Annotated in this window: 26 protein-coding genes; 23 read left to right on the forward strand and 3 right to left on the reverse strand. The window is 37.4% G+C overall.

What is annotated here, in order from left to right; genetic code table 11:
* The first annotated feature begins 11 nt into the window (after positions 1 to 11).
* The 4 genes from AC3WV0_RS03190 to AC3WV0_RS03205 all read left to right on the forward strand — a co-directional run bounded on the left by AC3WV0_RS03190 (position 12) and on the right by AC3WV0_RS03205 (position 2,350).
* A complete protein-coding gene (locus AC3WV0_RS03190; protein WP_488843935.1) occupies positions 12 to 923 on the forward strand; it encodes a carbohydrate kinase family protein in 912 nt (303 codons plus the stop codon).
* A gap of 86 nt (positions 924 to 1,009) precedes the next feature.
* Positions 1,010 to 1,144: a bacteriocin-like protein gene (locus AC3WV0_RS03195; protein ID WP_488843937.1), complete on the forward strand. Its 135-nt coding sequence runs from the start codon at positions 1,010 to 1,012 to the stop codon at positions 1,142 to 1,144.
* A 378-nt stretch (positions 1,145 to 1,522) separates the two neighbouring features.
* The gene (locus AC3WV0_RS03200) at positions 1,523 to 2,035 is read left to right on the forward strand and encodes a DUF421 domain-containing protein (protein ID WP_488843939.1); all 513 of its coding nucleotides are present in this window, start codon (positions 1,523 to 1,525) and stop codon (positions 2,033 to 2,035) included.
* A 123-nt stretch (positions 2,036 to 2,158) separates the two neighbouring features.
* Positions 2,159 to 2,350: a hypothetical protein gene (locus tag AC3WV0_RS03205; RefSeq protein ID WP_488843941.1), complete on the forward strand. Its 192-nt coding sequence runs from the start codon at positions 2,159 to 2,161 to the stop codon at positions 2,348 to 2,350.
* A 510-nt stretch (positions 2,351 to 2,860) separates the two neighbouring features.
* On the opposite strand, the gene AC3WV0_RS03210 is transcribed toward AC3WV0_RS03205, so the two are convergent.
* A complete protein-coding gene (locus AC3WV0_RS03210; protein ID WP_488843943.1) occupies positions 2,861 to 3,175 on the reverse strand; it encodes a DUF4286 family protein in 315 nt (104 codons plus the stop codon).
* A gap of 148 nt (positions 3,176 to 3,323) precedes the next feature.
* On the opposite strand from AC3WV0_RS03210, the gene gyrA reads away from it, so the two are divergent.
* Together gyrA and AC3WV0_RS03220 are read left to right on the forward strand one after the other, a co-directional pair.
* The gene (gene gyrA / locus AC3WV0_RS03215; RefSeq protein ID WP_488843945.1) at positions 3,324 to 5,900 is read left to right on the forward strand and encodes a DNA gyrase subunit A; all 2,577 of its coding nucleotides are present in this window, start codon (positions 3,324 to 3,326) and stop codon (positions 5,898 to 5,900) included.
* Positions 5,901 to 5,927: 27 nt separating this feature from the next.
* Entirely contained in the window at positions 5,928 to 6,962 is a 1,035-nt protein-coding gene (locus AC3WV0_RS03220; protein WP_488843946.1) for a tetratricopeptide repeat protein, read from the forward strand.
* A 67-nt stretch (positions 6,963 to 7,029) separates the two neighbouring features.
* On the opposite strand, the gene pncA is transcribed toward AC3WV0_RS03220, so the two are convergent.
* Positions 7,030 to 7,635, reverse strand: coding sequence for a bifunctional nicotinamidase/pyrazinamidase (gene pncA / locus AC3WV0_RS03225; RefSeq protein ID WP_488843947.1), 606 nt, complete (start codon positions 7,633 to 7,635; stop codon positions 7,030 to 7,032).
* Positions 7,636 to 7,746: 111 nt separating this feature from the next.
* Here pncA and AC3WV0_RS03230 point away from each other — a divergent pair, with 111 nt between their 5' ends.
* The 16 genes from AC3WV0_RS03230 (at position 7,747) to AC3WV0_RS03305 (ending at position 21,163) form a co-directional block, all read left to right on the forward strand.
* Positions 7,747 to 8,283, forward strand: coding sequence for a YfiT family bacillithiol transferase (locus AC3WV0_RS03230; protein WP_488843949.1), 537 nt, complete (start codon positions 7,747 to 7,749; stop codon positions 8,281 to 8,283).
* Entirely contained in the window at positions 8,280 to 8,738 is a 459-nt protein-coding gene (locus AC3WV0_RS03235; RefSeq protein WP_488843951.1) for a DUF1569 domain-containing protein, read from the forward strand. Before AC3WV0_RS03230 ends, AC3WV0_RS03235 begins: the two co-directional genes overlap by 4 nt.
* Positions 8,735 to 9,112, forward strand: a complete 378-nt coding sequence (gene ytxJ, locus AC3WV0_RS03240; protein ID WP_488843953.1) for a bacillithiol system redox-active protein YtxJ — start codon at positions 8,735 to 8,737, stop codon at positions 9,110 to 9,112. Before AC3WV0_RS03235 ends, ytxJ begins: the two co-directional genes overlap by 4 nt.
* The gene (locus AC3WV0_RS03245; RefSeq protein ID WP_089999207.1) at positions 9,112 to 9,708 is read left to right on the forward strand and encodes a Crp/Fnr family transcriptional regulator; all 597 of its coding nucleotides are present in this window, start codon (positions 9,112 to 9,114) and stop codon (positions 9,706 to 9,708) included. The genes ytxJ and AC3WV0_RS03245 overlap by 1 nt, the downstream gene beginning before the upstream one ends.
* Positions 9,709 to 10,159: 451 nt before the next feature.
* Positions 10,160 to 10,756, forward strand: a complete 597-nt coding sequence (locus AC3WV0_RS03250; protein WP_488843955.1) for a Crp/Fnr family transcriptional regulator — start codon at positions 10,160 to 10,162, stop codon at positions 10,754 to 10,756.
* A 57-nt stretch (positions 10,757 to 10,813) separates the two neighbouring features.
* Positions 10,814 to 11,428 (forward strand): Crp/Fnr family transcriptional regulator, encoded by a 615-nt coding sequence (locus AC3WV0_RS03255; protein WP_488843957.1) that lies wholly within the window; start codon positions 10,814 to 10,816, stop codon positions 11,426 to 11,428.
* A 218-nt stretch (positions 11,429 to 11,646) separates the two neighbouring features.
* Positions 11,647 to 12,489, forward strand: coding sequence for a hypothetical protein (locus tag AC3WV0_RS03260; RefSeq protein WP_488843959.1), 843 nt, complete (start codon positions 11,647 to 11,649; stop codon positions 12,487 to 12,489).
* Between the two features lie 79 nt (positions 12,490 to 12,568).
* Positions 12,569 to 13,195 (forward strand): ferritin-like domain-containing protein, encoded by a 627-nt coding sequence (locus tag AC3WV0_RS03265; RefSeq protein WP_488843961.1) that lies wholly within the window; start codon positions 12,569 to 12,571, stop codon positions 13,193 to 13,195.
* A 123-nt stretch (positions 13,196 to 13,318) separates the two neighbouring features.
* A complete protein-coding gene (locus AC3WV0_RS03270) occupies positions 13,319 to 15,460 on the forward strand; it encodes a catalase (protein ID WP_488843963.1) in 2,142 nt (713 codons plus the stop codon).
* A gap of 35 nt (positions 15,461 to 15,495) precedes the next feature.
* Positions 15,496 to 16,674, forward strand: a complete 1,179-nt coding sequence (locus AC3WV0_RS03275; RefSeq protein ID WP_488843964.1) for a zinc-dependent alcohol dehydrogenase — start codon at positions 15,496 to 15,498, stop codon at positions 16,672 to 16,674.
* 34 nt (positions 16,675 to 16,708) lie between these two features.
* Complete coding sequence (locus AC3WV0_RS03280) at positions 16,709 to 17,209, forward strand: CinA family protein (RefSeq protein ID WP_488843966.1); 501 nt, start codon at positions 16,709 to 16,711, stop codon at positions 17,207 to 17,209.
* A gap of 1 nt (position 17,210) precedes the next feature.
* Positions 17,211 to 18,011: an SDR family NAD(P)-dependent oxidoreductase gene (locus tag AC3WV0_RS03285; protein WP_488843968.1), complete on the forward strand. Its 801-nt coding sequence runs from the start codon at positions 17,211 to 17,213 to the stop codon at positions 18,009 to 18,011.
* Positions 18,012 to 18,017: 6 nt separating this feature from the next.
* The gene (locus AC3WV0_RS03290; protein ID WP_488843970.1) at positions 18,018 to 18,770 is read left to right on the forward strand and encodes an SDR family oxidoreductase; all 753 of its coding nucleotides are present in this window, start codon (positions 18,018 to 18,020) and stop codon (positions 18,768 to 18,770) included.
* Between the two features lie 27 nt (positions 18,771 to 18,797).
* Complete coding sequence (locus tag AC3WV0_RS03295; RefSeq protein WP_488843972.1) at positions 18,798 to 18,950, forward strand: hypothetical protein; 153 nt, start codon at positions 18,798 to 18,800, stop codon at positions 18,948 to 18,950.
* Between the two features lie 21 nt (positions 18,951 to 18,971).
* Positions 18,972 to 20,495 carry an FAD-dependent oxidoreductase gene (locus AC3WV0_RS03300; RefSeq protein WP_488843974.1) on the forward strand — a complete coding sequence of 508 codons (1,524 nt, stop codon included), beginning with the start codon at positions 18,972 to 18,974 and terminating at the stop codon, positions 20,493 to 20,495.
* An 11-nt stretch (positions 20,496 to 20,506) separates the two neighbouring features.
* On the forward strand, positions 20,507 to 21,163 hold the full coding sequence (locus AC3WV0_RS03305; protein ID WP_488843976.1) for a DUF6766 family protein: 657 nt from the start codon (positions 20,507 to 20,509) through the stop codon (positions 21,161 to 21,163).
* Between the two features lie 625 nt (positions 21,164 to 21,788).
* On the opposite strand, the gene AC3WV0_RS03310 is transcribed toward AC3WV0_RS03305, so the two are convergent.
* Entirely contained in the window at positions 21,789 to 22,298 is a 510-nt protein-coding gene (locus AC3WV0_RS03310; RefSeq protein ID WP_089999288.1) for a pyridoxamine 5'-phosphate oxidase family protein, read from the reverse strand.
* 624 nt (positions 22,299 to 22,922) lie between these two features.
* Here AC3WV0_RS03310 and kdsA point away from each other — a divergent pair.
* Complete coding sequence (gene kdsA, locus AC3WV0_RS03315) at positions 22,923 to 23,732, forward strand: 3-deoxy-8-phosphooctulonate synthase (protein ID WP_488843978.1); 810 nt, start codon at positions 22,923 to 22,925, stop codon at positions 23,730 to 23,732.
* Positions 23,733 to 23,788 lie beyond the last annotated feature (56 nt).

The following is a 23,788-nucleotide window of genomic DNA, read 5'->3' on the forward strand; positions in this document are numbered from 1 at the left end:
TAAATGACAATATGAAAGATAAAAATGCTTATATCGTATGTTTTGGGGAGGTTCTTTGGGATATTTTTCCTGAAGGTTCAAGAGCAGGAGGGGCGCCCTTTAATGTAGCTTATCACGTTCATAAGGCAGGGATTGATGTAAAAGTACTCAGCAGAACAGGAAATGATGAGCTGGGCGGTGAGCTAAAACAGAAAATAAAAAACTGGGGAATTTCAACAGATTTTATACAAAACGACAATATACACCCGACCAGTACTGTAATCGCTAAAATTGATGAACAAAACGAAGCAACATATGAAATTATTGATAATGTTGCATGGGATCATATTGAATATCTTCCGGAACACAATGATTTGATTTCTAATGCTGAAGCATTTGTATACGGAAGTCTTTCTTCAAGAAATGAAAAGACAAAAAACACACTGCTCCGGCTTCTGGAAAAAGCTCAACTCAAAATTTTTGATGTTAACTTCAGGCCTCCTTTTATTGATACAGAGCATATTGAAACACTTTTACATAAAGCAGACATTGTAAAAATCAATAAATCCGAACTACAACAAATTTTGGATTTTACCGGCGAAAAATATACGACTGATGAAGAGGCTGTACAATATATTCAAAAACGTTTTCAGATTAATGAAGTTGTTTTAACCAAAGGGAGTGAAGGAGCAAAATATTTTGTAGGCGAAAAAATGTATTTTTTAGATGCAGTACCAGTAAAAGTTGCTGATACTGTAGGAAGTGGAGATTCGTTTCTGTCGGGCTTTATATCAAAAAGAATTTACAATGAAAGTCCTGAGAAAACTCTTCAACAGGCTGTTTCATTAGGAGCTTTTATTACTTCAAAATCAGGTGCGTGTCCTGAATATGGGTATTCCGATTTTCAGGAATTTAAAAAGAGCAAAAATGCTTCTACCACATAAATGAAAATCATGGAAAATTCTCCGAACAAATTGTAATATTCATGAATAAACTTCGTTTTAAATTTAATCAACAAAATTAAAGCGATATGAAAAATTTAAAGAAACTGACAAAAACAGAACTTAAGTCGATGTACGGTGGACAACCAAAAAAGTATTGTGTTTACTGCGAAAGATTAAATAAAACAGTTTGCAGTGAAATTCCGATCGCACAATGTCCTTAACAACTTATGAAACCGCTTTTACGAGGCGGTTTTTATTTTTTATTTAAAAAACTTTTAAACTAATTTCAGAATAACCGCAAACCAAAGGTTCGACGTAGTCAAAAGTCTCAAAAGGTAATCACAACGCAATGATTAGTATATTCAAAGTTCTCAAAAGAATAAAAATCGAAGATTTTTTAACTACTGTGACCTTTTTTATTGTATTCATCAACTTTAAATAAAAGCTAAGCTCATCTTTTGTGACTGTTGTGGTTATATAAAAGTTTAAACTTTAATTATAATTTTTTATTGTTTAATAATTCATTCTGTTAAAACTTAGAGGCAGAACCTGATGCTATACAACAAAAATTAATACATTTGATGGTATAATTGAAATTTGTGAATCCTATTTTAGACGTCGTTGTACGATCACTTTGCGTTTATCTTTTTATGGTAGTCGCGATTCGCCTTTTTGGTAAAAACCAGCTTTCGCAGCTGAATGCCGGAGATGTTGTTCTGCTTTTGCTTATTTCCAACGCTGTTCAGAATGCAATGGTTGGAGAAAACACTTCTCTTCAAGGAGGGCTTGTTGCAGCACTTGTACTTTTTATTGCCAATTTTATTGTTAAAAGATTAATGTTTTCAAACAAAAAATTCAGCAGTTTTCTTGAAGATGATCCTGTGATTTTAGTGAAGGATGGTAAAGTAGATCAGGATGCCTTAGATAAAGTAAAAATCAACAAAGATGAGCTGGAAGAAGCGATCCGTGAGCATGGTGTTGACAGTATAGATAAAGTGAAACTTTCCATCCTTGAAGTTGACGGAAATATAAGCGTAGTATCCGAAGACGAACAAAATAAGCAAACACATTATTCCAGAATTAAAAGAAAATACAAACGCAAATACCATTAATTTTCAAAGTTAATATTTGTATAAAGTCAGTATTAAAGCATATTTCAAAAGATTTAAATAACTTAATTCACTTTTTTGGCATCAACATTGTTTCATATATCCGGAAATTTGAAAAGTGAAAAAATGAAAAGTTTGATTAAAATTGTTGGGGTTGCAACAGTTATGGTGTTGATGACTTCATGCATTGTTCATGAGCATCATGGAAGAAGGGGAATGCCTCCGGGACAGGCAAAGAAAGTATATATCTATGAAAAAAGAGGCCACGGACCAGGACATGGTCACCACAAACGACGTGGGCATGGACGTCACAGGTAAAATTTAAAATAAAGAGCATCGAATTTTCGGTGCTTTTGTTTTTTAAATAACATTGGCATCCAGCTTGATAAATATATTGTAATCACAAATAAAAATTTATGAAAAACTTATCTAAAATGTTACTGGCACTGGCTATGTTTGCCGTGCTGTCTTCTTGTCTGCACAGGCCTCCGGCTCCTCCAAAACCGCCTGCACCTCCGCACAGAAGGTAAAAAATTAAACCCGAAATTTCCCGGGTTTTTTATTTTGAGATAAATATATATAAACGTAACTTTTAAAGCCTATTATAATGTATTTTCAACATTAAGGAATTAAGTCCCTTTAGCTTAAAACATAATAAAAATCAATTTATTGATTCATTAACTTGAATAAAACCTAACTCACTAAAATTGACTACGTCGAATCTAAAGATTTCTTAATGTTGAATTAAAAAATAAACAAAGTTCATTTAATTTAGAAAATTAAGAAAAAACTGTCAAAAAATTTATTTAATAAAATTTAAACAGACTCTTAAAGTCTTGACTTTCTTGGATTTAAAAAGGTATTAAAGATCATTACTTCCTGTCCAAATTTATTTTCTACACGTTCAACAATACTCTGAAGTTCACTTTTCACAAAATCTTCTCTAAGATCATCATTATCAAAAACCAGCAGCAGATTATAATTTTTTCCTTCTTCAATATAGTCGCTGCCCACTTCCGAAAGAATATATTTATTGACATCCATTAAGTTTTCAGCCATTAAAATCAATGTTTCATCGATATAATTTTCCCATTCTTCCAGATTGCTTTTCGTACAGTGGAAAGTTATGCTTAATACGCTCATATTTTATGATTTTTTTAATAATTTGAGTAAAATTCTAGGGCAAAAATCGGCAAATTTTTCGTAAATTAGCCCGTTAATAAAAATTCAAAAAAAATAATTTTCAGACATACAGCTAAGGGTCTGACTGTCATTATAATAAAATTTGTTTATGCAAAAAGAAGGAGAAAGACTGATTCCCATCAATATTGTTGATGAAATGAAGTCGTCTTATATCGATTATTCGATGTCTGTTATCGTTTCAAGGGCGTTACCTGACGTGAGAGACGGCTTGAAACCCGTTCATAGAAGAGTACTTTACGGTATGTATGGATTAGGGGTTTTTTCTAATAGAAAATATTTAAAATCTGCTAGAATTGTTGGAGACGTTTTAGGTAAATACCACCCTCACGGAGATTCTTCTGTATACGATGCAATGGTGAGAATGGCTCAGGACTGGAGCCTTCGTTATCCTCAGGTAGACGGGCAGGGTAACTTCGGTTCAATGGACGGTGATCCGCCGGCGGCTATGCGTTATACCGAAGCACGATTGAAAAAGATTTCTGATGAAGTGCTTTCAGACCTAGACAAAGAAACGGTAGATTTTCAGAATAACTTTGACGATAGCTTACAGGAGCCTACTGTTTTACCTTCTAAAATTCCTAATCTTCTGGTAAACGGAACTTCCGGTATTGCCGTAGGGATGGCCACAAACATGGCCCCGCACAACTTATCCGAATCGGTAGATGCCATCTGTGCATATATTGATAATAAAGAAATTACCATTGATGAACTAATGCAGCACATCATCGCCCCGGATTTTCCTACAGGTGGAATTATCTACGGATATGACGGTGTAAGAGATGCATTTCATACCGGTAGAGGAAGGGTAGTGCTTCGTGCTAAAGTTGCCTTTGAAGAAATAGGAAATAGAAATGCCATTATTGTCAATGAAGTTCCTTATCAGGTAAACAAAGCCGAGATGATTGCCAGAACCGCAGAATTGGTGAAGGAAGAAAAAATCCCGGGAATTTACGAAATCAGAGATGAGTCAGACAGAAGAGGGCTTCGTATTGTTTATGAATTGAAAAATGACGCGATTCCGAATGTTGTTCTAAACTTATTATATAAATATACAGCGCTTCAGACCTCTTTCAGTGTTAATAATATTGCTTTGGTACATGGAAGACCAGAACAATTAAATCTGAAAGACATTATCCACCATTTTGTGGAGCACAGACATGAAGTGATCGTAAGAAGAACTCAATTTGAGCTTAGAAAAGCAAAAGAAAGAGCTCATATTTTGGAAGGTTTCATGAAAGTGATCGGAACTCAGGATTCCCTGGACAGAGCAATTTCTATCATTCGTCACTCTGCCAATCCGCAGGCTGCAAAAGAAGGATTAATTGAAGCTTTTGAACTTTCTGAAATTCAGGCTCAGGCAATTCTTGATCTTCGTCTTGCGCGTCTTACAGGAATGGAACTTGATAAGATCCGTGACGAATATGATGCGATTATGAAAGAAATTGCTGATCTTGAAGATATCCTGGCTAATGAACCAAGAAGATTCCAGATCATTAAAGATGAATTAATTGAAGTTAAAGAGAAATATGGCGACGAAAGAAGAACCGAAATCGATTATTCAGGAGGTGAAATGTCTATTGAAGATATCATCCCGAACGAATCTGTAGTACTTACTATTTCACATGCCGGATATATCAAAAGAACTTCACTTTCAGAATATAAAATTCAAAGCAGGGGCGGTGTAGGAAATAAAGCAGCAACAACAAGGGATTCAGATTTCCTTGAGTACATTGTTTCTGCTACCAACCACCAGTATATGCTGTTCTTTACTGAAAAAGGAAGATGTTACTGGCTAAGGGTATTCGAAATTCCTGAAGGCTCTAAAACAGCAAAAGGAAGAGCGGTACAGAACTTAATTAACATCGAACCCGATGATAAAATTAAAGCTTACATCAGAACCAATAACCTTAAAGATTCTGAATATGTGAATCAAATGAGTGTAGTAATGGTAACCAAAAACGGTACAATCAAGAAAACCTCATTGGAAGCTTATTCAAGACCAAGGGTAAATGGGGTAAATGCGATTGAAATCAGGGATAATGACCAGTTGTTAGGAGCATATTTAACGAACGGCACATCACAGATCATGATTGCTACTAAAAATGGTAAATGTATCCGTTTCCCTGAAGAAAAAGTAAGAGAAGTAGGAAGAGGTTCCATTGGTGTTCGCGGTATTGCCATGGATGATAATGATGAAGTAATCGGTATGATTGTAGTAAATGATGTAGAAAAAGAAACCGTTCTTGTAGTATCTGAAAAAGGATACGGAAAGAGAACAGCCGTTGAAGACTACAGAATTACCAACAGAGGAGGAAAAGGAGTAATCACTTTAAACATTACTGAAAAAACAGGAAATCTGATTGCCATCCAAAACGTAACAGATGAAGACGGATTAATGATCATCAACAAATCCGGTGTTGCCATCAGAATGGGAATGGATGAAATGAGAGTAATGGGTAGAAATACACAAGGTGTAAAACTCATCAATCTTAAGAAAAACGATGAAATTGCTGCCATTGCCAAAGTTGAAATGGACAAAGAAGTAGAAGATTCTGAAGAAATTGAAGAAATAGAAGGAACTGTAGCTGATAACCAAGAAAACGATACAGAAACTCCGCAGACAGACCACGCTGAGGGAAATGAGAATTCTGATTCGGAAGAATAATTGTATAACTAATATAAAATAGTGATTATGAAAAAGCTAATTTTAGGTATGGCTATCGTAGCATCAGCTTTGGTTTTCGGACAAAAAGGCGATGTAAACGCTCAGCTACAAGAAGCCAACAAAGTAGCAATGGATGCGTACAACGCGAAAAACTATGCTGCAGCAGCCCCTAAGTTTATGGAAGTTTATAACTTACTAAAAACGAGCGGACAGGATAATAAAGTATATATGTATTATGCAGGTTTAAATTATGCATTGGCAAACGATATTCCTCAGGCAACAAAAATATATACAGACCTTATCAATTCAGGATACACTGGCGTTGAAACAACTTATACTGCAAAAGAGAACAAAACAGGACAGGTTATAAGCTACGACAAAAATACCTGGGAACTTTTAAAGAAAACTTCTTCAAAAGATTACTCTGATTTCAAAACAGAGCAGTCTCCAAGCGTAGAAGCTGATCTTTACGAAACATTATCAACTCTTTTGTTGAATGCAAAGAAAAATGACGAAGCTTTGGCGATTATTGAAAAAGGACTTGCAAAATTCCCTAACAATGCTAAACTAAAGGAATATCAGGGAAGTGCATTATATGCTTCCGGAAATACGGATAAATTTATGCAAAACCTGAAGGAGCAGTTAGCAAAAAATCCTAATGATGCGACCAACTGGTACAATCTTGGGGTTCTTCAGTCTAAAAATCCGGAAACAGCAAATGAAGCGGTCACTTCTTTCCAAAAAGCTATTGAGCTGAAACCTGATTTTGCGAATGCTTACCAGAATTTAGTTTACACGGTAATTGGTGATGATGAAAAAGCTGTCAGTGAAATTAATGCATTAAGAAAGACAAAGCCGGACGAAGCAACCAAACTTATTGAAGCAAGAAAAGAAAGATTCAATAAATCTATACCATACGGAGAAAAATGGCTGCAGGCAATGCCAAATGATATTACCGCTGTTCAGGTAATGAAAGACGTCTATAATACGACAAAAAATACGGCTAAATACAATGAAATGAAAGCTAAAGAAGCTGAACTTCAGGCAAAGCAGCCAAAATAAATCAATAAAAAACCGGAACATTTAAGTTTCGGTTTTTTTATGCTTAAAATCCTGATAAAATTTAATCCTAACCAAGAACGGTTACTCCTTTCTGAATAATTTCATAAATGGCGTCTCTGCCATTATCCGGCTTTACATTTACAGCTTTTGTTCCATTGAAATGAAGGCAGGTGATATATCCGCTGTTTACCGCATCAATACAGGTAAATTTCACACAATAATCCATTGCAAGACCTACAATTTCCAATAACTGAATATCGTGGTATTTCAGAAAATCATCCAATCCGGTTTTCATAAAATGATTATTGTCCTGGAAACCACTGTAGCTGTCAATTTCAACATTTTTCCCTTTCTGAATGATATGAGTTACTTTATCTCTGTTCAGATCTTTGTGAAACTCAGCACCGAAAGTTCCTTGAATACAGTGATCCGGCCACATAAACTGTGGGACACCATTTAAAATGATACTTTCACCGACTTTTCTGCCATTATTGCTGGCAAAACTTTTATGATTAGCAGGATGCCAGTCCTGAGTCAAAACAATCTGATCGTATTCGTTTTCATCCATTAATGCATTGATGTATGGGATTACCTCATTTGCACCCGGAACAGCCAATGCTCCGCCTTCACAAAAATCATTCTGTACATCTACGATTATTAACGCTTTTTTCATATTTAATATTCTCGAATTTTTGATAAATTTACAAAAACTAATATTCAAAAAATTGACCAGATAACATTTATCGGACAAATAGACATTTATGAAAATCTTTTAAAAATAAAAATGAACACTATAGAACAAAAAAAGTATCCGATAGGCAGGTTTGAGGAGCCTGAAAATATCTGTGATATTAAATTGGACGAATATATAAAAGTCATCAAAGATTTTCCCGGAAGACTGAAAAATCTAATTGAAGATTTCTCAGATGATCAGCTTGACACTCAATACAGAGAAGGCGGCTGGACAGTACGCCAGCTCGTAAATCATATTGCAGACAGCCATATCAACAGCTTTACCCGTTTTAAATTGGCTTTAACGGAAGACAATCCTACAATAAAACCTTATGACGAAGCAAAATGGGCGGAACTTCAGGACAGCCAGAATATGCCTGTAAAACCTGCAATGAGGATGATCAAAGGAACTCATCAACGATGGACAGTATTATTGAAAAGCATGACGAATAAACAGTTTGAAAGAACATTCCATCATCCCGAGCACAATAAGAACTACGATCTCAGACATTGTCTTGCCATTTATGTCTGGCATTGCAATCATCATTTTGCTCATATAGAAAATCTTAAGAAAGAAAAAGGCTGGTGAAAAAAAGTCTTCACAATCCGGTTTTTTTTGAAGAGGTTATAAACAGAATTCACAATTTACGGCAACATTCAAAACCAAGATGGGGAAAAATGGATGTCTGTCAGATGATGAGACATTGTAATCACGTTCTTCAGGTGCCTCTCAGAAAGATTGAGCTTCCTGAAATTAATCGTCTCTTTGCAGTAATCGGAATTATAACCAAATGGGAGATTCAGGTTTTTAATAACGGAATTCCCCGAAACATGCCGACTTTTCAAAAACTTATTATTAATTTTGAGTGTGATTTTGAAGAAGAAAAGGAAAGCCTTTTAAGAACACTTGAAGAGTATCGGGTCTGCTTTAAAAATGAAAACCTCCCGGATCATCATGTTCTTTTTGGTAAAATGAAAAGTAAAGACTGGGGATTTCTGGAATACAAACATCTTCATCATCATCTAAAACAATTTGGCGTATGAGTTTTTTTGACAAAATATTCGGAGGAAAAGAAGAAGATTCTGAAAAAAGTCCGATCTGGAAATATATAGAATCTGAGGAAGATCTGAAAAAAGCAATTGAAAGTTCCTTCACTCAGAAAATTGGAATTTTTAAGCATTCCACAAGCTGCTTTATCAGCAAGACGGTATTAAGGAATTTTGAAAAAGAAATCCAAAGCCTGCCTCACAAGCCTGAATTATATTTTCTGGATTTGCTTGCTTACCGAGCAATTTCAAATAAAATTGCTGAAGATCTGGAAACACGACATGAAAGCCCGCAGTTTTTGGTTATTGAAAACGGAAAGGTAATCAATAATGCATCTCACCAACATATTTCGGCAGACCAAATCGTATAATGAAGAATATCAATAATTATTTATCCAAAGTTCTGGATGTTCCGGTTGATAAAGTAAACATGTGCAGCCTGCATTATGAAGTAAAGAAAATTCAGAAAAATCAGTTTCTTTTGCAGTACGGCGAAATTTGCAGGTACATTTATTTTGTTGAAAAAGGACTTCTTAAGATGTATTCTATCGACAAAAACGGAAAGGAGCATATCATTCAGTTTGCTCCGGAAAGCTGGCTTATTTCGGATCGAAGCAGCCTTTATTTTAACGAAAAATCCATTTACTATATAGAAGCCGTGGAAGATTCTGAAGTTCTGCTTCTGCATCCTGATTTTATTAATAAGCTGATCGGTGAGTTTCCAAACAGTCTTGAAAAAAGTGATATTCTTTTGCAGAAACATATTAAAAGCCTGCAGGACAGGATCAATTCTTTACTAGGAGAAACTGCGGAGGAACGCTACATGAAATTCATCAAAATGTATCCTGATCTCTTGTTAAGGGTTCCACAATGGATGATTGCATCCTATCTTGGAATTACTCCGGAAAGCCTTAGCCGTGTGAGAAAGGAGCTTGCGAGGAAAAATTTCGTTCCCGACAGTAAATAGGGAGAAATCTGAACGGCTTTTTTAAGTATGACTGTGATCATATATTAGTAGCATAATATTATCTATCTTTGGTGAACACACCACTAAATATAATATTATGAAATTTCCGTATTCCAACCTAAACAGACATCAGCAATTTTCTATACGCTGTTGATGCTCCATATAAAAAATTCAAACCTTGCTGACTGAAAAGCAGCAAATCAAAAAAATATAATTCTGATAAATTTTTTAACCCGTTTATCTTTGAGAAACGGGATATTTTTTTTATAAAAGTTCTGCATCTATTAGCACAATAATTTTTCTTACTTATTGATTTATAGTCACTATACATCAATTACAGTCTGGTTATTAATCTTAAAAAGGTGCGAAATTTGCATATAAATGATAGGCTGCCAATTCTATTTTCTACTAGGAGTGCTTAAAAAATAAAAACATCTAAAAAACAACTGATATGGTTATTAAAGAAGAAGTTCTGCATTCTGTAGGAGCAATTACCAGACATTATCAACCCTCTGAAATTATCTTCAGTGAGGGAGACGTTCCAAAATTCTATTACCAGATTGTTAACGGAGAAGCAAAGCTTAATAATTACAGTGACGATGGAAAAGAGATCATACAGACACTGTTAGAAGATGGACAAAGCATAGGCGAATCTTTACTTTTCATCGACAAGCTTTATCCTGTAAATGCCGTTGCTATTACAAAATGTACCGTTTTAAGACTTCCTAAAACCATTTTTCTTGATCTTATGAAGCTTTATCCCGAAATATCTTTTAACATGAATAAAATCCTTTCTCAGAGGCTTTATTTTAAATTAATAATGGCACAAAACTTGTCCTCTCAGAATCCGACTGCCAAGCTTAAAGCATTGATGGATTATTTGAAAAGCTTTCAGAAAGAACAGTCTCCATATTCATTTATGATTCCGCTGACCAGGCAACAGATGGCAAGTCTTACAGGTCTCCGTGTGGAAACGGCGATCAGAACTATAAAAGTTATGGAGAAAGAAAAAATAGTAAGAATTAAAGATCGTAAAATCTTATATTGAGCTTGGGCTTCAATACTGATTTTTTACGATCTTTTTAACTCTAAAATAACTGTAAAAATGAAAACGATCAGCTGTATGAATATCGATCCCGAAATTCTTTACAAATTCGGAGCCGAGAAGAAATCTTATAAGCAAGATGAAATCATATACAGAGAAGGCGATCATGCAGCCTATTATTACCAGATTATAAAAGGTAAAATCAAGCTGAACAGCTATAATGAGGAAGGAAAAGAATTTATCCATAACATCATAGGTGAAAATCAAAGCTTCGGCGATTCATTGCTTTTTATCGAAAAATTTTATGTAATGAATGCCATATGCCTTACCGCAACTGAACTGATAAGGCTTCCCAAAAATAATTTTCTTGAGCTCTTACAAAACAATCCCCAAATTTCTCTTGAAATGAATGCCTGTCTCTCCCAGAGGTTATACTTTAAGGCCATCATGCTTCAGAATATGTCTTCCCAAAATCCTGTTATCCGCCTGGAAGGCTTACTCAATTATTTAAAAAGTTATCATAACGGTGACTGTGAACAGTGCTTTCCTGTAGAACTTACACGTCAGCAGATTGCCAATCTTACAGGACTGAGAGTTGAAACCGTAATAAGGACTCTCAAAAAAATGGAAAGAGAAGGCAAACTTAAAATAAAAGACCGGAAAATTTTATATTAATGCCTTCCAACATGATTTGGGTCATAAACTGGTGATATATTCTAACGTAAATTTGAGTTAATTAATTCATCCATATTTCTTAAAACCTCCTCAAGAGGTACATGTTAAGCTCTTTTAGCTTTTATGTTCAATGCAAATTAACCAAAAAACCATTGCTGTCTAATACTAGTCACGGCCGGCAATACCATCACTATAATATTAATATAAAAAATTCAGTTATGAACACTAGAAATTCAAGAAATCGTAGTTCCAGAGGAAACTCAGATTCATCAAGCAATCTTGAAGAAATTTATCAATTAGGTTATGACCACGGTTATAACGATGCGTCACAGGACGAAGAATATGATGACGACTTCTCAGAGTATGAAGATTACTTTGATGAAGACTATGACGATGAAGAGGAAGACTATGACGACTATGATGATGAAGATTATGACGATTACGACGACGATGATTATGATGATGACGATGAAGACTACGATGACGACGAAGATGATAATAGAGGAAGAGGCAGAGGAAGATCAAGTAACGGAAACCAGCAGAGAGACAGCCAGGGAAGATTTACTTCCGGAGGTGGCAGAGGAAGTTCCCGTGGAGGATCAGGATCCGGACGTGGTTCAGGTTCAAACTCCGGCTCAGGAAGAGGAAGAAACTCAGGAGGATCCGGGGGATCAAGATCTGGCGGAAGAGGCAGGTCATCGAGAGGATCATCCAATTCAAACAGTGACAACTATGATCACAGACATGATAATCCGGGAAGACCGAGAGGAAGCAGAAACGGAGGTGGAAGATCTTCAGGATCAGGTTCTGGCTCAAATTCAAATTCAGGAAGATCAGGATCAGGTAGCAGCAGAGGCGGCTCCAGATCAGGAAATAACGGCGGTTCAGGTCGAGGTTCCAATTCTGGTTCTGGTTCAGGAACATCAAGAAGAGGCTTTGCATCAATGAGCAAGTCTGAACGTACGAGAATTGCTCGTATGGGCGGACAGGCATCCCATGGAGGCGGAAGATCTTCAGGTTCCGGCAGATCCGGATTTGGAGGCAGACGTAATAATTCATAATTCTTTTTCCACGATTACCTCTTTATTGTTTTAAGTAAAGGGGTAATCTTTTATAAAAAACCAAACACCACTTCACATTATGGCAACGAAAACATTAGATAATAAAGACAACAGTACAACAGGTACAGGTACCTCATCTACATCTGCAACCGGCACATCAAAAAAAACAGCATCGGTTGATAATGCTACAGTAGACAAAAACGAGATGAACAATTCCCCTTTGCATAAATTTTTTGTTTCTGCTCTTAAAGATATTTACTATGCAGAAAACGCAATCATTGAAGCATTAGGAAAAATGCAGGAAGCTGCTACTACAGAAGAGCTGAAAGAAGCATTTGAAGACCATCAGCTTCAGACTCAGAAACATGTGAGCAGACTTGAAAAAGTTTTCAAGCTCATCAATGAAACTCCTGAGAAAAAAGAATGTAAAGCTATTAAAGGAATCATCGAAGAAGGTGAAGAAATCATAAAGTCTACAGAAGAAGGTTCTATGACACGTGATGCCGCTTTGATTATAGCTGCACAAAAGGTTGAGCATTATGAAATTGCAACCTACGGCGGACTGGCGCAATTGGCCATCACCATGGGACACGATAAAGCAGCCGATCTTCTCGAAAAAACATTACAGGAGGAAGAAGATACAGATTATGATCTGACAGAAATCGCTGAAACCTACATCAATTTTGATGCAGAACAGGAAGATTAATTTTAAAATATAAAGCCATGTAGAGCTTCTATGTGGCTTTTAATATAATCACTGTACATTACTCATTAAAAGCATCCCAACTGCTTTTAAAGCAAAATCAAATACCACAAAATAATAAGAATTATGAAAAGCAATGAACCAACAAATGAAAAACTGAACCAGCTGGAATCTCACATGACTTCAAATGAGAATGAAAAACTAACAACCAATCAGGGACTGAAAATCAACAACAATCAGGATTCACTGAAAGCAGGAGACAGAGGTCCTACCTTGCTTGAAGATTTTATTCTCAGAGAAAAAATTACACATTTTGATCACGAAAGAATTCCTGAAAGGGTAGTACACGCCCGTGGCTCCGGCGCACATGGTGTATTTAAATTAACTAAAAGTCTTGCAGAATATACAAGAGCAAATTTTTTGTCGGAAGTAGGTAAAGAAACACCTGTTTTTGTAAGATTTTCAACTGTTGCCGGAAACAGAGGAAGTACAGATCTCGCAAGAGACGTCCGCGGATTTGCCGTAAAATTCTATACAGACGAAGGTAATTATGACTTGGTGGCCAACAATATTCCTGTATTTTTCATTCAGGATGCCATTAAATTCCCTGATCTTGTTCACGCTGTAAAACCTGAACCTCACAACGAAATACCGCAGGCACAGTCTGCTCACGATACATTTTGGGACTTTATATCTCTGATGCCTGAAAGCATGCATATGATCATGTGGCTGATGAGCGACAGGGCAATCCCAAGAAGCTTTTCAAGAATGGAAGGATTCGGGGTACATTCCTTTAAATTAATTAACGATGAAGGAAAAGCTCATTTTGTTAAATTCCATTTCAAACCAAAATTGGGTGTACATTCGGTTGCCTGGGATGAAGCACAGAGAATTTCAGGAGTAGATCCTGATTTTCATAAAAGAGATCTTTGGGAATCCATTGAAAACGGAATGTTCCCGGAATGGGATTTCGGCGTGCAGCTGATTCCTGAAGAAGATGAATTTAAATATGATTTTGATCTTCTCGACCCAACAAAAATTGTTCCTGAAGAAGTTGTACCGGTGCAGCTTATCGGAACTTTAACATTAAATAAAAACCCGGAAAACTTTTTCGCAGAAACAGAGCAGATCGCTTTCCATCCCGGACATATTGTTCCCGGAATCGATTTCACAAATGACCCGTTACTGCAGGGAAGACTATTTTCCTATACTGATACGCAACTAATAAGACTTGGAGGTCCGAATTTCCATGAAATCCCGATCAACCGATCTGTAAAAACCGTTCACAACAACCAGAGAGACGGATACATGAGACAACAGATTGCCAAAGGAAAAGTAAGTTACGAACCGAATTCTATCGGTGGAGGATGTCCTTTCCAGGCAATGATGAAAGAAGGAGGTTTTGTATCCCAGGAATCAAGAGTTTCGGGAGCCAAAGTAAGAGAACGAAGCAAGAGTTTTGTCGATCATTATTCTCAGGCCAAATTGTTCTACAACAGCCAGTCTGCTCCGGAAAAAATGCATCTTCAGAATGCATTGATTTTTGAACTTTCTAAAGTTACGATACCCGAGATCAGAGAAAGAATGGTAAGCCAGCTGGCCTTTGTAGATAAAGATCTCGCCTCGAAAGTTGCAGGAAAATTAGGCGTTGAAGTGAAAGAGCTCAATTTCCCAAATCAAAGCATTCCGGCGGATGTAGATCCGTCAACACTACAAAGTGAAGAAAGAGAACCTGACATTAAAATCTCGGAAGCGCTAAGCATGCAGAATACTGTTAAAGATACTATTATGGGCAGAAAAATAGGTTTCATTATGGCAAATGGCGCAGATGCAGGATCTGTTAACGATTTAAAAACCAAACTGGAAGCAGAAAATGCAGTTGTGGAAATCATCGGAACAAGTATGGCTCCGGTAAAGACTGATGACGGATCTTTACTGACTCCGAAACATTCTTTAACGAGCAATGCCAGTGTTTCTTTTGATGCACTTTATATCGCGGCAGGAGAAAACTCAACGAAAGAACTTCTCACTCCGGAAAATAAACCTCATGCATTAAATTTTGTCAACGAAGCGTACAAACACTGTAAGGCTATTTACTTCGGAGAAGGAACAGAGCCACTTTATATGAACAGTAACGTAAGCATGAAAAGTCACATTGATCCGGCTATCGTTATTGCCGAAGATGAAGATCCTTCCGGTAAGTTCATTAAGGCTATTGCCAATCACAGAGTCTGGGATCTTGAACTGGAACGAAATACCCAGAATTAAATAACACCTTCACACCAACCGCTAAATATTAAATTATGAAAGCAGCAGTTATCCACGGGCCCGGCCTTATCAAATGTGATACTGTCGACGATCCGATCATCAAAGAATCAAAAGACATTATTCTGAAAGTCACGTCAACAGCTATCTGCGGAAGCGACCTGCATATGTATTCAGGAGGAATTCCCCAGGTAAGGCCTATGGTGATGGGACATGAATTCATGGGAATTGTTGAGGAAGTGGGACAGCATATCACCAACCTCAAAGTAGGAGACAGGGTAGTTGTTCCGTTCCCGATTTCCTGTGGAAGCTGCTATTTCTGTCAGCACGACCTTCCGACAGCCTGCGAACACAGTAATCCCGAACATTACGGCCCGGAAGGCGGAATTCTTGCCGATAAAGGAGGAGCACTTTTTGGCTATTCAGATCTTTACGGAGGTTATGACGGCGGCCAGGCACAGTATGTCAGAGTTCCCTACGCACATTTCGGTCCGCGGAAAGTTCCGGATAATCTTACCGATGAGCAGGTTCTTTTCCTTACCGATATTTTCCCTACCGGATACACAGGAGTAATGTGGGGTGAATTAAAAGGAGGCGAAACAGTTGCCATTTTCGGTGCCGGGCCTGTAGGTTCTATGTCGGCAAAATCAGCTATCCTGCATAAAGCAAAAAAAGTAATTGTCGTAGATACTCAGCAATACCGGCTTGATCAGATTAAAAATCTCACCGGCTGCGATACCATTTTATGGGAAGATGGTCAGGATGTTATTGACCGGATAAGGGATATGACAGACGGCAGAGGAGCAGACCTTTGTATCGATGCTGTAGGCTTTGAACCGGACAGAAACCTTCTAGACCGTGCGAAAGCTGTGATCAATTTTGAGAAAGGTTCCATTAAAGTTCTGGAAGCCTGTATGAGCGCTGTAAGAAGAGGCGGAATTGTTTCTGTCCTTGGAGTTTATCCTGTAAACTATGATAATTTCAAACTTGGACAGATTTTTGATAAAGGAATTACTATAAAGGCCGGACAGTGCAATGTTCACGCAATCATTGATGAATTGCTGGATCATGTACAGAGCGGCAGGGTACAGCTGAATGACATTATTACCCATCGTCTCTCTCTTGAAGATGTTTCTAAAGGTTATGAAATCTTCGATAAGAAACAGGACGGATGTGTAAAGGTTGTTCTTGATCCGTGGAAGGCTTCAGGCCTCTAAAAAAAATACACACAAACACATAAATATCAGAATTATGGAATTTCAAAAAAATCTTCTGGAATACATCAGCCAGTCTCTAATGACTACAGATGAAACCATTTCAGTAGCAGAAAGCGTTACATCAGGCTGTTTACAGCTAGCATTTTCGCAGATGCCGAATGCCTCAATGTTCTACAAAGGCGGACTTACAGCCTATACATTGCAGGAAAAAGTAAAATTACTGAATGTTGATGCACACGAAGCAGAAGAATGCGACTGTGTGTCAGAAAATATTGCGGAAACAATGGCCCTGAACGTGGCAAAGCTTTTCGAATCCGACTGGTCAATCGCTACAACCGGTTATTGTACACCAATACGCAATTCTTCATATAAAATTTTTGCATTCTTTTCATTCTCTTACAAAGGGGAAATCGTTTTGACGAAAAAACTGGAACTGCATCCTAAAACGCAGGCATTAAATGCCCAGCTTTATTACACGGAATTTATTCTGGGATGCTTTAAAAGTGAAATTAATCAATTATTAATTTTAAAGTAAGATGATGAATAAAAAAAATGAATATGCGCTGATTACGGGAGCAACCAGCGGTATCGGTTATGAGCTTGCAAAACAGTTTGCAAAGAATGGATATGATCTTGTTATGGTGGCCCGGAATCATGACGAACTGAAAATAAAGGCAGACGAATTCAAGATTTACGGAATTAATGTAATTACCATTGCCAAGAATCTCTTTATTGAGGAAGACGCTTACGCTTTATATTCTGAACTGAAACTCAACGGAATCAGTCCTTCCATCCTTGTAAATGATGCAGGACAGGGCGTATACGGAAAGTTTCAGGATACGGATATTCACAGAGAAGTTGATATTGTTAATTTAAATATTGTTTCTGTCATTATCCTGACAAAAATGTTTTTAAAAGACCGTTTACCCAAAGGATCAGGGAAAATCCTGAATCTTGCTTCTATTGCAAGTAAAGCACCCGGCCCTTGGCATTCGGTGTATCACGGGACAAAAGCATTTATCTTATCCTGGTCTGAAGCGATACGTGAAGAGCTTAAAGATACCGGAATTACCGTAACGGCACTTCTCCCGGGACCTACCGACACCGATTTCTTTAACAAAGCCGACATGAACGAAAGCAAAATCCTGGAGGATAAAGACAACCTTTCTTCACCCGAAGAAGTGGCGATTGACGGATACAATGCTTTAATGAATGGAGATGATAAAGTGGTTTCAGGATTAAAAAATAAACTGACCGTAGCCATGTCGAATATCGCAACAGACAGTATGGCTGCACACAGAATGGCAGAAATGCAAAAACCGGTAAATGAAAAATAGATTTTTATGGGGAATTTGAAATTAGAAAATAAGACTGTACTGATCACAGGAGCAGACAGCGGAATCGGCAAAGCGGTCGCCGTACTTTTTGCAAAAGAAGGTGCAAATATTGCAATCATTTATTATTCCGATGATAAGGATGCGGAAAAAACAAAATCAGAAATTGAAAGCCTGGGAAGAAAAGTCTCCATATTTCAGGGAGATGTTAATGACTATCAGTTCTGCGAAGAAACAACAAAGAAAGTTGTATCTGAATTCGGCGGTATTGACATATTGGTGAATAATGCCGGCGTACAGTTCCCTGCTGATAATATCCTTGATCTGGAAGAAGAAAATATCAGGACAACCTTCAATTCTAATATTATTGGGATGATTCTCCTTACGAAAATCGTTTTCCCTTACCTGAAAGAAGGAAGCTCTATAATAAATACAACATCGGCAACTGCCTATCAGGGACATCCCGAGCTGCTGGATTATTCGGCAACAAAAGGGGCAATTGTTACTTTCACCCGGTCATTGGCATTACAGGCAAAGCCTAAAGGAATTCGCGTAAATGCAGTAGCACCCGGCCCTGTAGCAACACCATTGACGAAAGAGACTTTTGGTGAGGAAGAAGATGATCCGAACAAGCCACCTTTTGAAAGAAATGCAACTCCGGAAGAAGTAGCAACCAGCTTCCTATTCCTTGCGAGTGATGATGCAGCCCAGATTACCGGGCAGGTTCTTCATCCCAACGGCGGAATTGTCGTGAACGGATAAATAAAAAAAAAACAATAAACAATGATTATGAAAACAGCCACTTTGGTTTTGGGGATTTTAAGCCTTTTCGTATTCTCATCCTGCAGATGCGGCGTTGAGGAAGACGAACCCAAAAATAAGTACGACAGCAGCCAGAACAAAACCGGAACAACGGAAAGTGATACGCTGCAGATCAAGTAAGTTTAACTAAAATTCTAAGTCATGTACAGAGACGGCGCAAGAAAAAGTATATGGCAGGAAGAAATCAGGAAATTTTCCTCGGAAGCCGACCTCCACCAGCTATATGATGTAGCAATAGTTGGTGGTGGGATCACCGGCGTTTCTACTGCCCTAAAACTACAACAGGCAGGTAAAAGATGCATCCTTCTGGAAGCTGCCAATATCGGTTTCGGAACAACCGGCGGAACAACCGCACACCTTAATGATTTTTTCGATACCACCTTTAAAGAAGCAATTGATGATTTTGGTCTAGATAACGCAAAACTCCTTGCAAATGCAGGTCGGGAAGCCATCGGTATCATAGAAAACAATATTCAACAATTCGGTATTGATTGTGATTTCGAAAGAAAAACAGGCTATCTTTTTGCCTTGGATGAAAAACAGCAGAAGCAGCTGAAAGATATTGTAGAAGGAGCCTCTGAAGTAGGTCACGAGATGACGTATGTGGAAGAAATTCCATTTCCGATTCCGTTCAAGGAGGCGGTGCGTATTCCGGATCAGGCTCAGTTTCATCCTGTAAAATATATTAAAGGTTTATGTGAAGCTTTTATTGGCCTTGGTGGTGTTATCATAGAAGATTGCCGTAGTGAAAGCCATGATGAACATGAAAACCATGTCATCCTGAAAACGTCAGGAGGAGAAATTAAAGCTAAAAATGTTGTTTATGCTACCCATATCCCTCCCGGTTTGAGCATTCTGCATATCACCAACGCACCTTACAGAAGCTATGCTCTGGCGTTCAGTCTGAAAGACGGAAAATATCCGGAAGGCCTGGGATATGATCTCATCGATCCTTATCATTATTACAGGGTCCAGGAAATTGACGGACAGAAACTTTTGATTGCCGGCGGTGAAGACCATAAAACCGGTCATGAAGAAGATACAGGAGAATGCTTCTCAAGGCTTGAAAATTATGTCAGAAAATATTTTGATGTAGAAACAGTTTATTACAGCTGGTCAAGTCAATATTACGAACCTGCAGACGGATTTCCGTATATCGGTAAGCTTCCCGGAAGTGACGGTAAAATATTTACGGCAACAGGTTTCAGAGGAAACGGAATGATATTCGGAACCATCTCTTCGCAGATTTTATCTGATCTGATCATTACAGGAAGCAGTAAATATGAAGATACCTTCAGCCCGTCACGAATCAAGCCGATTGCGGGCTTTGCCGATTTTGTGAAAGAAAATGCAGTCGTAGCCTACGATTTTATCAAAGACAAACTTTTTGCTGAAAAAATCAATTCACTTACGGAAGTGAAAGAAGGAGAAGCAAAAGTGGTAAAATATGAAGGCGAATCCTACGCTTTATATAAAGAATCCAACGGGAAAATACATCTCGTAAAAAGCACCTGTCCGCATGCAAAGTGTGAAGTACGGTGGAACAGTGCAGAGCTCAGCTGGGACTGCCCGTGCCACGGATCACGTTTTAATGTTAATGGGAAACTTCTTACCGGGCCTACCGTCAGAGATCTTCCGCGTGTGGATACCGATTCTGCAATTTAATTTTAAAAATTATGTCTAAAAAAGGGTATTTATATCGAAACAGTTTAAGTATTGTTCTGATTATTTTCATGATTTCCTGTCTTGCGGCACAGTTTTTTACAGGCTGGAAAACCGACAATAAAGAACTTATGGAAAATGGAAGTCCGGCATTAAGTCTTGGACAATACATTCACAGCGGGCATTTTATTCAGGCAACATTTGAAAACTGGGAAAGTGAATTTCTGCAGATGATGCTATATGTGTTATTAACGGTTTCGCTTCGTCAGAAAGGTTCCAGTGAATCAAAATCATTGGAAGAGGAAGAAGATGTCGACAAAGAACCGATTCCTCATCCTGATGCACCCTGGCCCGTAAAAAAAGGGGGAATATGGCTTACCATTTATAAACATTCTTTATCAATAGCTTTTGCGATCCTGTTCATCCTCAGTTTTTCCCTTCATTTCTACGGAAGTCTGAAGGATTATAATGAAGAGCAGATCTCAAAAGAAAAACCCACGATCAGTGCATCACAGTATATCACAGAATCCCGTTTCTGGTTTGAGTCTTTTCAGAACTGGCAAAGCGAATTTCTCGCCGTTGCATCTCTGGTAATTCTTTCCATCTGGCTTCGGGAAAAAGGCTCTCCGGAATCTAAACCTGTAGATATGCCTCACCATGAGACACCTTAGTACCATTTGAGTTTATACCATAAAAGAGGCTGTCCAAACTTTTCTGGCAGTCTCTTTTGAGTTTTATTTTAATAATAATTTTACAGCATAAAGAGTGAAGTATATTTTTAATTTGCTCGGGAGGAGCAAGATCTGTGTAGAACTTTATCAGTGGCTTGTAATACCGGAACTCCGTAGGAGTTCTATCTTATAATAGCACACCTACGGCGTGCTTGCGATTATCCTATTGCTTTTTCTGCTACACAGATATTGCTCCTACGGAGCATGAAGATTACTTTGTTCATTTCTGGCAGAAAAAAAGAGGCTGTCCAAAAAAGTTGGACAGCCTCTTTTGAGTTTTATTTTAATAATAATTTTACAGCATAAAGAGTGAAGTATATTTTTAATTTCCTCGGGAGGAGCAAGATCTGTGTAGAACTTTACCGGTTGCTTGTAATACCGGAACTCCATAGGAGTTCTATCTAATAATAGCACACCTATGGCGTGCTTGCAATTATCCCATTTACATTTTATGCTACACAGATATTGCTCCTCGGAGCAGGAAGATTACTTTGTTCATTTACGGTAGAAAAAAAGAGACTGTCCAAACTTTCGGACAGTCTACCAAATTTTTATCTGAAGATCTTTAAATTTTAGCTTTACCTTCTACACCGTCAGAATTGTCGGTCGTATTTCCGGTAACGGCTGCTGTGACAAAATTTACAAGACTTACCAGTTTGCCCACTTTTGTATCCCAATAATAAGATTCTCTTGGTTCCACACGGATGATGGAAACATTTGGATCATCTTTTCCGTCCTCAAACCATGCTTTCGCCATTGGTGACCATTTATCTTCAATGGTTGAGCGGTCTTTATAGATTGTAGCATCCCCGAATACCGAAAGATACTGATAGTCTCCATTGTTCATAAAAAACAGCTGGACTCTTTTATCATCTTTAATTTCAAAATTTTTGTTGCTTGTATCGCTGCTGATGAACCAAAGATTCCCTTCATCGTCGGTTTCCTGTAGGGTCATCGGTCTTGAATTGATAGGAAGTGTTTCCAGTTCCGTACAGAACATACAGATTTTTGCACTTTCCGATAAATCCTTAATTTTTTTTACAGCGTCATGATGTGTAAGATTTTCTGTTGACATAATTTTATATTTTAGTGATTTGATAAATAAAAAGTACTGATTACTATTCAAAAATCCGACCATAATGAACGGTGTGCTCAAAATTTACATACGATAAGTAGGCATTTATAAATATTCTTTTTCAATTAAAAATTGAATACTAAGAGCCTATTTAAATTTTACTAAATAAATTTTTATAGTTTCTCCCTTAATTTTTCTAAACTAAATAAACTTTGTTTATTCTTCAATTTAACATTAAGAATTTTAGCGAGTTAGACTTATTCAAGTTAAGGAATCAATAAATTAATTTTATTAAGTTTTAAAGCTAAAAGGACTTAATTCCTTAATGTTAAAAATACATTATAAATTTAAACAGGCCCTTCGCTTGAAGCATTAATTCATTGATAAATAATTTTACCATATGAGGATGCGGAAGTATTATAAAAAACCTGCGCAGGTTTTACCTAAAAGGTGCTTAGGTTTTGATCAAAAGCTGCCTAGGTTTTAGTCAAAAGGTGCGCAACTTTTTTACCTGAAGTTTCAGGATCGATTTTTAACTATGAACAGTACTTCAGCATTTACCATAAATAATTTCTGATTCTGAAACTTTCTCAGTATTTTTACTGAACTTTAATTAATTATAAAATGATCCAGTATTTAGATAATATTCATCACAAAGATTCCAAAAACTTTTTTCTGATTGCAGGACCTTGTATCATCGAAGGTGAAGATATGGCACTTAAAATCGCCGAAAAGGTAGTTGAACTGACTAATAAATACAATATTCCTTATATCTTTAAAGGAAGTTTTAAGAAAGCCAACCGAAGCAGGGTAGATTCGTTTACCACGATCGGTGAGGAAAAATCTCTTGAAATCCTTAAAAAAGTAGGAGAGACCTTCAATATTCCTACCACAACGGATATCCATGAGAATGAGCATGCAGCCCTTGCTGCACAATATGTGGATGTATTGCAGATTCCTGCATTTCTCGTTCGTCAGACCGATCTTCTGGTAGCTGCTGCAGAAACTGGAAAATGTGTGACTTTAAAGAAAGGACAATTTCTTTCTCCGGAATCCATGAAGTTTGCCGTTCAGAAAATTACTGATTCCAATAATGAGAAAGTTGCCATCATCGAAAGAGGAAATTCATTCGGATATACCGATTTAATCGTAGATTACAGGGGTATTCCAACCATGAGAAATTATGCTCCGGTGATTCTTGATGTGACCCATTCTTTACAGCAGCCCAATCAGAGCTCAGGCGTTACAGGAGGCCGCCCGGATCTTATCGAAACCGTTGCTAAAGCCGGAATCGCCGTAGGAGCAGACGGAATTTTCATAGAAACACACCCTACTCCGGAAACCGCTTTATCCGATGGCGCTAATATGCTGAGACTTGATCTCCTGGAAGATCTGTTGCAAAAATTAACCAGAGTAAGAGAGGCAATCCTTTAATTTATTCTTTTATTCTTATTAAACGTTTTGCAGTTATCTTAACAAATGTTAATAAA

It is taken from the genome of Chryseobacterium sp. 27AL (assembly GCF_057815395.1).